We start from the raw sequence: 6,794 nt of genomic DNA, 5'->3' as shown, positions 1-6,794 counted from the left end.
TAATATTCCTGCACGACTTGTAATTGCGATGGGGGGACGGAGAAGGCTAGGTGGGCCAGGCGACGGTTGTCCTGGTGAAAGTGCGTAGGTGGTGTTTCTAGGCAAATCCGGAGACACAACACTGAGACACGAGACGAAGCCACTACGGTGGTGAAGCCATTGATGCCCTGCTTCCAGGAAAAGCCTCTAAGCTTCAGATTACAAGTCATCGTACCCCAAACCGACACAGGTGGTCGGGTAGAGAATACCAAGGCGCTTGAGAGAACTCGGGTGAAGGAACTAGGCAAAATAGAACCGTAACTTCGGGAGAAGGTTCGCTCTTGACAGTGAAGTCCCTTGCGGATGGAGCAGTTGGGAGTCGCAGTGACCAGATGGCTGGGACTGTTTATCAAAAACACAGCACTCTGCAAACACGAAAGTGGACGTATAGGGTGTGACACCTGCCCGGTGCCGGAAGGTTAATTGATGGGGTTAGCGCAAGCGAAGCTCTTGATCGAAGCCCCGGTAAACGGCGGCCGTAACTATAACGGTCCTAAGGTAGCGAAATTCCTTGTCGGGTAAGTTCCGACCTGCACGAATGGTGTAACCATGGCCATGCTGTCTCCACCCGAGACTCAGTGAAATCGAATTCGCCGTGAAGATGCGGTGTACCCGCGGCTAGACGGAAAGACCCCGTGAACCTTTACTACAGCTTGGCACTGAACATTGAACCTACATGTGTAGGATAGGTGGGAGGCTTTGAAGGCGTGACGCCAGTTGCGCTGGAGCCGTCCTTGAAATACCACCCTTGTATGTTTGATGTTCTAACGCAGGGCCCTGAATCGGGCTCGCGGACAGTGCCTGGTGGGTAGTTTGACTGGGGCGGTCTCCTCCCAAAGAGTAACGGAGGAGCACGAAGGTTGGCTAATCCTGGTCGGACATCAGGAGGTTAGTGCAATGGCATAAGCCAGCTTAACTGCGAGACGGACAGGTCGAGCAGGTACGAAAGTAGGTCATAGTGATCCGGTGGTTCTGAATGGAAGGGCCATCGCTCAACGGATAAAAGGTACTCCGGGGATAACAGGCTGATACCGCCCAAGAGTTCATATCGACGGCGGTGTTTGGCACCTCGATGTCGGCTCATCACATCCTGGGGCTGAAGTCGGTCCCAAGGGTATGGCTGTTCGCCATTTAAAGTGGTACGCGAGCTGGGTTCAGAACGTCGTGAGACAGTTCGGTCCCTATCTGCCGTGGGCGTTGGATGATTGAAGGGAGTTGCTCCTAGTACGAGAGGACCGGAGTGAACGAACCTCTGGTGTTCGGGTTGTCACGCCAGTGGCACTGCCCGGTAGCTAAGTTCGGAATCGATAACCGCTGAAAGCATCTAAGCGGGAAGCGAGCCCTGAGATGAGTCATCCCTGACCCCTTGAGGGTCCTAAAGGGCCGTTGGAGACCACAACGTTGATAGGTGGGGTGTGTAAGCGCGGCGACGTGTTGAGCTAACCCATACTAATTACCCGTGAGGCTTAACCATACAACACCCAAGAAGTGTTTCTGGCCTTGTAGCAAGTGCGTGAACTACTAACTAATTCAGTGATAGCGACGAGCCATTAAGGCCAAGTCGTTATTCACGTCAGCTTTCCGGATGAAGTTTTTTGCCTGGCGGCCATAGCGCCGTGGAACCACCTGATCCCATGCCGAACTCAGAAGTGAAACGCGGTAGCGCCGATGGTAGTGTGGCATTCGCCATGCGAGAGTAGGACACTGCCAGGCACCCAATTAAACAGTTGTGCACACATTGCATGATTGGCCGAGAGGATGACACCTCGTTGAAACGGCAGACAATTTAGCAAAATGCTAACCGAATGCGGAGCGGTAGTTCAGTCGGTTAGAATACCGGCCTGTCACGCCGGGGGTCGCGGGTTCGAGTCCCGTCCGCTCCGCCACTATTTAGAAAGCCCAGTCGAAAGACTGGGCTTTTTTTCGTTTCAAGCCCCCCGAAACACCACCGTCACCACTAAAGGTGTGACTGCATCACCGACTTGCCACATGGCCTCTATTTGTCACCACGGCTCACACGGCTTCCCTGGACACTCCTCCACGTGCATACGAAGTAGAGGGAGGGGCAACTGTTCACTCAACAGACTTGGCTGCTCGATGAATGAAGAAGTGATGAAGTTGTGTCACTCTGGGGGGTTGAGGTGCTCTGCTTTCTGCCTGAGGCAATGGATGTTGGTTTCGGTCCTGGTGGCCAGGAGTCGCCCACGGGTGCATGCGAGGCTTCTTGTACCTGAGGGGGAGGCGATTCAGGCAGCAACTCAGGGGCATGGGGTAAGTGCGCGCCTGGGGTGAGCTGATTCGCTGGAGTACATATAAAGAAAAGGGGACGGCGTTTGCCGTCCCCTCAAGTCATCTCGTCCAGTCCCTGAACTGCCATGCTCCCTGCAATCCTTGACTCTATCCTTTCCTTTGGAATTTCCCCTTCCCATTCCATTGGGGTGTCCTGTGGCCATCCTAGCCTGGCAATCACTCCTGATTGCTTCACCGTCTCCATCCTGGAGGTGTCCATTACCACATCCCGTGGTGTTCCTTTCGTCATCCTGACAGATAACCATCCCGGTTATCTCGCTTCATCCTGAAGCTGTTCCTGCCGCTCCTGCGGGGTTCCTGTCATCCTTAAGAGTGACTATCCGTGCCACTCAGCCTCATCCCGAGGTGTCCTGCGACCGCATCCTACGGTTGTCCTGTCATTCCTTGTGATAACCATCCGGGTTATCAACCTCATCCTGAGGTGTCCTGCCACGTCCTGCGGCTTTTCCTATTCATGCGCTGTTCCTGCATCCTGCCGAACCAGCCGTCCTTGTGAGACCCATACTAAGGCAATCGTGGGCAGGAACAAGGCATGAGAGGCCATCAGATAGCGTCGGATGATGGATAGGCATCCACCTTCAATCTGAATTTATGTTATTTATCAGTATGTTATTTAGTTTCTCAGGAAAGCATGAGGCTCTCGGGATGGCTTCACGTACGGCTCGACACTGAGGGGTCTTACAGGAGGAATGGCGGATCTCTCACAACCAAAAACAGGGAGGAAAACGATGGTACAGAAGGTTCAATCCAGGATGTAAGAGTTAAAAATTAATTGAATAATTATGTGTTAAAAACAGACAGAAGCCGAGCTCATGCTCGGCTTCTTATCATTTATCCGATTGTGCTCAGCTGACCCGGGTACCCGGTGTCGGATATGCCTTGCGCAGGGACTCCGGGGCCAATACTTCCAGGTTGCCACTCATGTTGTTCAACCAGGAGCGGAACTCGGGCGTATCCTGGACCTCGGTCTCCACCACCACGCTGCGCTTGTCGTAGCGAGTCATGCGCGGGTTGTGGCCCGGGATCTGCCCATCGATCAGGGTGGGGCAGTTTGCATCGATGCGTCCGACGAAGCGGATCGGGCCGCTGACGTCCTGATAGCCCTGGTCGCGGATCAGCTTCTGGACGTTGAAATCCTTCGGCTGGGTGGCGCTGAAGTTGGTCAGTTCCACGTTCTTGATGTGATCGAACGGGATGCCATAGACCTTGGGATCCAGCTCGGACAGGGTGCAGAGCAGGATGGGGCCATCGGGCTGGTTCAGGATCCCGAGCGGATTGATGCGGTCATAGCAGAGCCACACTGTGCGCTCCTTGATGACACGCTGGATCTCGGCGCTGAACTTGCGACCACGCCAGAGGGCGTCGCGGATCAGGGTGCTGCGGCGGATCTCCGGGTTGCCGGCAAACGGACGCGGCGACTGATGCACGCTCTCGAGCCAGCGTTCCGCCAGTTCGCTTTGGCTGTCGCGGATCACCTGGCTGGCCTTGTCGACCAGGGGGTTCAATTCGGTCAATACACTCGCCGGTAGCAGTTGGCTCGCCTGATCACTCCAGGTTTTCAGGGCCACCGCCAGCGAGAGCGGCATGATGTTGGCAAAGTCGTTGAGACCGTGGCGCTCGAAGCACCAGCCATGTGGTTTGCTGCGCTCATCCGAGGTGAGGTCGAACAGTCCCATGCCGGACATCTCTTCCAGGTCCCGTTGCACGGTACGCAGACTGACGTGAATACCTTCCTCTTCCAGTTTTACCTGGAGTTGGCTGGCGGTCAGCTTGTAAGGGCGGTGCGGGATGCAACGCGCCAAGGTCAGTTGTCGTAACAGCTTCTTACTCATGGTGCATGCCTTCACTGGTTTAGCGTTGAGTGTATCCTAGCTATGGTGTGCGACAGTCTATGTCGCAAGTTTTGCTGCGACAACTGTCGCCATTTTCATACATGACAAGATAAGTAATTGATAAATATCGTTAAACAAAATATGAATGGAGCTTTTTGGAGCCTTATTTTGCCAAAATAAAGTGCTCTTCATATTTCCCGGTTGTCACGACAGGGGAGAAATGTGTAGGGAGCCAAGGGAGAGGGGGGGCGTTCGGCAGGGGGAAAGAGGTGAGGGGCTGGCCCCTCACCGGCAAAGAGGTCGTTCAGGCCAGCCAGGACCAGGCTGACTTGGTGATGGCGGCGCCAATCATGTAACCAAATACCGCGAGGGCGGCAACCCCGGCGACCAGCTTCTGGCCTTGGGCAGGGCGCTTGAGCGCCATGACGCCGAGGCCTATGTAAACCACCAGTGCGATCAGCTTGGCCATCAGCCAGGGTTGCTGGCCCGGGCTCATCTGCAACGTGACCGCCAGCAGCACGCCAAACAGCAGCAGCAAGGTGTCGTTGATATGGGGCAACACCTTGAGCCACTTCTGTTGCAAGCGCCCGCTGCAAGCTAGTGCCAGGCTCCAGCGGTAGATGAAGAGCAGCAGGCTGACCATGGCCAGGGTCATGTGCAGGTGTTTGAGCATGGGGTAATAGGCAATCATATTGCTTCCTTGTCGTTGTCGGGCAGACCGCTGTTCCAGTTGTGAGCGTGGGTACGCTCCTGTCCTTCCTCGTCGTCTTGCAGCAGATCGGAGAGGATCTCGCGGTATTGCAGGCTCTTGTTGATATAGGTGTGCTCGTCATCCAGGTAGTTGACCTGTTCCCGCAGCAGCCGGTTGTCATACTGCTTGAACACCTGACCCGCACGCCAGGCCTGGTTGGCCCGAAATCCGAGCTGGGTCAGAGCCTCTACCCCCAGATCCACGGCCGATCCCAGGGTTTCACGGTGCACGCTGTCGACTCCGTGCCGGAGGATTTCGTGGGCATGGGGCCTGTCCTGGGCGCGGGCCAGTATCTTGAGGTGCGGGAAGTGTTTCTTCACCATCTCGATCACCTCGAGGGAGGTCGCCGGATCGTTGATGGAGAGCACCAGCAGCTTGGCCTTGTGGGCCCCGGCGGCATGGAGCAGGTCGAGCCGGCTGGCATCGCCGTAGAATACCTGATAGCCGTACTTGCGCAGCATTTCTATCTGGCTGGCGTCCTGCTCGAGTATGGTGGTGCCTATGCCGTGGCCGTGCAGCAGGCGCCCCACTATCTGACCGAAGCGGCCGAAGCCGGCGATGATGACGGGGTGCTCGACCAGTTCGGGTTGCTCGTGTTCGGGCTGGTCGGCCTGGTTGCGGTAGTCGAACCAGGGCTGGATCACCCGATCGTTGAGGATCAGCAGGAGCGGCGTCAGCGCCATGGAGAGCGCCACCACCAGGGTCAACAGCGAGATGGTGTCACCGGGCAGCACCTTGTTCTGGGCGGCAAACGAGAACAGCACGAAGGCGAACTCCCCCCCTTGTGCCAGCGCCAGGGCGAAGGTCCAACGCTGGCTCGGCGAGATGCGAATGATCAGGCCGAGCACCATCAGCACCCCCCATTTCAGGAGCATCAGCCCTATCACCAGGGATGGAATGAGCAGGGGATGGGCGGCAAAGAGGCCAAAATCGATGCCAGCCCCCACCGACATGAAGAAGAGGCCGAGCAGCAGCCCCTTGAACGGCTCTATGTCCGCCTCCAGCTCGTGGCGATACTCGCTGTCGGCCAGCACCACGCCGGCGAGGAAGGAGCCAAGGGCGGGGGAGAGCCCCACCGACTCCATCAACACGGCGATGGCGATCACCAGCAACAGGGCGGCGGCGACGAAGATCTCCCGCATGTGGGACTGGGCTATGGCACGGAACACCGGCCGCATCAGGTAGTGGCCGCCCAGCACTATGCCGGCGATGGCGGCGACCACCAGCAGGCCGTGCTGCCAGCCCGCCAGATCCGGATTGCCGTTACTGGCGACCGGCGCTATGGCGAGCAGCGGCAGTATGGCCAGTATGGGAATGACGGCGATGTCCTGGAACAGCAGCACCGCGAAGGCGGAGCGCCCGCTCTCGCTCTGCATCAGTTTGCGCTCCTGCAGGCTCTGCAGCACTATGGCGGTGGAGGAGAGCGCGAGAATAAGGCCGATGGCGAGCCCCTGCTGCCAGGGCAGGCCAAGGAGATAGCCCACTCCGGTCAGGGCGGCGCTGGTGAGCAGCACCTGCAGGCCACCGGTGCCGAGGATGGGGCCCTTCAGCTGCCACAAGAGGGCCGGACGCAGCTCGAGGCCGACCAGGAACAGCATCAGCACCACCCCGAACTCGGCGAAGTGCATCACATCCTTCTGCTCCCCCACCAGCCCCAGCAGGAAGGGGCCTATGATGATGCCCGCCAGCAGGTAACCGAGCACTGAACCCAGCCCCCAGCGTTTGGCCAGCGGCACCGCTATCACCGCCGCCGAGAGATAGATCAAGGCGTCAAACAACAATCCGTGCCCCATCAGCCGGCCCTCCGTTCGTCTCTGTTCGTCAGGGCCGGCTGCGCAAGCCCGATGAAAATCCAGCCCGTC

The 6,794-nt window shown here is 57.6% G+C and carries 3 protein-coding genes, 1 tRNA gene and 2 rRNA genes (1 of these 6 running past the window's edge); 3 read left to right on the top strand and 3 right to left on the bottom strand.

What is annotated here, in order from left to right:
- The 3 genes from OC537_RS17190 to OC537_RS17180 form a co-directional block, all read left to right on the top strand.
- A 23S ribosomal RNA gene (locus OC537_RS17190) occupies positions 1-1,513 on the top strand (it extends 1,377 nt beyond the left edge of the window).
- 124 nt (positions 1,514-1,637) lie between these two features.
- Positions 1,638-1,752 (top strand): 5S ribosomal RNA (rrf, locus tag OC537_RS17185).
- 96 nt (positions 1,753-1,848) lie between these two features.
- Positions 1,849-1,925, top strand: a tRNA-Asp gene (locus OC537_RS17180).
- Between the two features lie 1,269 nt (positions 1,926-3,194).
- Here OC537_RS17180 and OC537_RS17175 read toward each other — a convergent pair.
- The 3 genes from OC537_RS17175 to kefC all read right to left on the bottom strand — a co-directional run bounded on the left by OC537_RS17175 (position 3,195) and on the right by kefC (position 6,725).
- Positions 3,195-4,181 (bottom strand): helix-turn-helix transcriptional regulator, encoded by a 987-nt coding sequence (locus tag OC537_RS17175; RefSeq protein ID WP_025325391.1) that lies wholly within the window; start codon positions 4,179-4,181, stop codon positions 3,195-3,197.
- Positions 4,182-4,485: 304 nt separating this feature from the next.
- The gene (locus tag OC537_RS17170; RefSeq protein WP_262113056.1) at positions 4,486-4,872 is read right to left on the bottom strand and encodes a SirB2 family protein; all 387 of its coding nucleotides are present in this window, start codon (positions 4,870-4,872) and stop codon (positions 4,486-4,488) included.
- Positions 4,869-6,725, bottom strand: a complete 1,857-nt coding sequence (gene kefC, locus OC537_RS17165) for a glutathione-regulated potassium-efflux system protein KefC (RefSeq protein ID WP_111910800.1) — start codon at positions 6,723-6,725, stop codon at positions 4,869-4,871. Before kefC ends, OC537_RS17170 begins: the two co-directional genes overlap by 4 nt.
- Positions 6,726-6,794 lie beyond the last annotated feature (69 nt).

This window comes from Aeromonas sp. Marseille-Q5825, assembly GCF_946892685.1.
Lineage (GTDB): Bacteria > Pseudomonadota > Gammaproteobacteria > Enterobacterales > Aeromonadaceae > Aeromonas > Aeromonas rivipollensis.
Note: the sequence above shows the minus strand (reverse complement) of the source record. Positions and strands in the feature narration are given on the sequence as shown.